Source organism: Neisseria sp. P0022.S010, assembly GCF_051956635.1.
In genome coordinates this window covers 1-657 of sequence record NZ_JBQCXF010000795.1, presented here as the reverse complement: position 1 = coordinate 657, position 657 = coordinate 1, and the positions used below count along the sequence as shown (strand labels likewise).

At 31.2% G+C, this 657-nt stretch carries 1 pseudogene; it reads right to left on the bottom strand.

The annotated features are described in order from the left end of the window. Nucleotides 1-36 precede the first annotated feature (36 nt). Nucleotides 37-657 (bottom strand): annotated as a pseudogene (locus ACTHUT_RS21460) (hypothetical protein); the annotation flags it as partial.

The window sequence follows — 657 nt, the reverse complement described above, 5'->3', positions numbered from 1 at the left end:
GATAGTAAGTTTTTGATTTTTTATATGGGCCTATCATTATGGTTTGATTTTTATATCTTCTATTGGATTTGGAAGCTTTATTTCTTTATATGGTTGAATTTGTAGTATATAACTAATCCAATTTTTAAAACTGTACTTTTGTCGAATTTTCTCATCAATATCAACGTAGGGTTTTGCTAAAAACTCATCTAGTTGTGCAAAATCATATCCATCCCAAACTAGGAAATTATTAGGGTGATAAAAATCATAGTATTTTACTTGTGTATTTGTGGTAATCAGCTTTTGTTTATTTCCTAGTGCTTCGAAAGTGCGAAAAGATAAGCCATTATGCTTATCAATAACAAAGTCAATTAATACTTTCGCATGTTGGGCACGTTTAATATTTTCCTCAAAGCTGATTGTTTTATCAATAAGTGTAATGCTCTCATCAGGGTATATTTTTCTGCCATCTGCGTATCTTTTCCAAAATATATTTATGTCAGTACTCTTATTCCTTGTTTTTGCATAGCGTCCAAAATTAGCAATTACTTTTGCTCGGGAGTCCATATGAACACCTGTGAAGTAGAAATCTACTGTTCTTTCGGGAAGGTTATCTAGCTCATAGTCAAAATAGAAATTTGTTGCAGGAAAGAGATGGTATTCCGAATAATATAAATC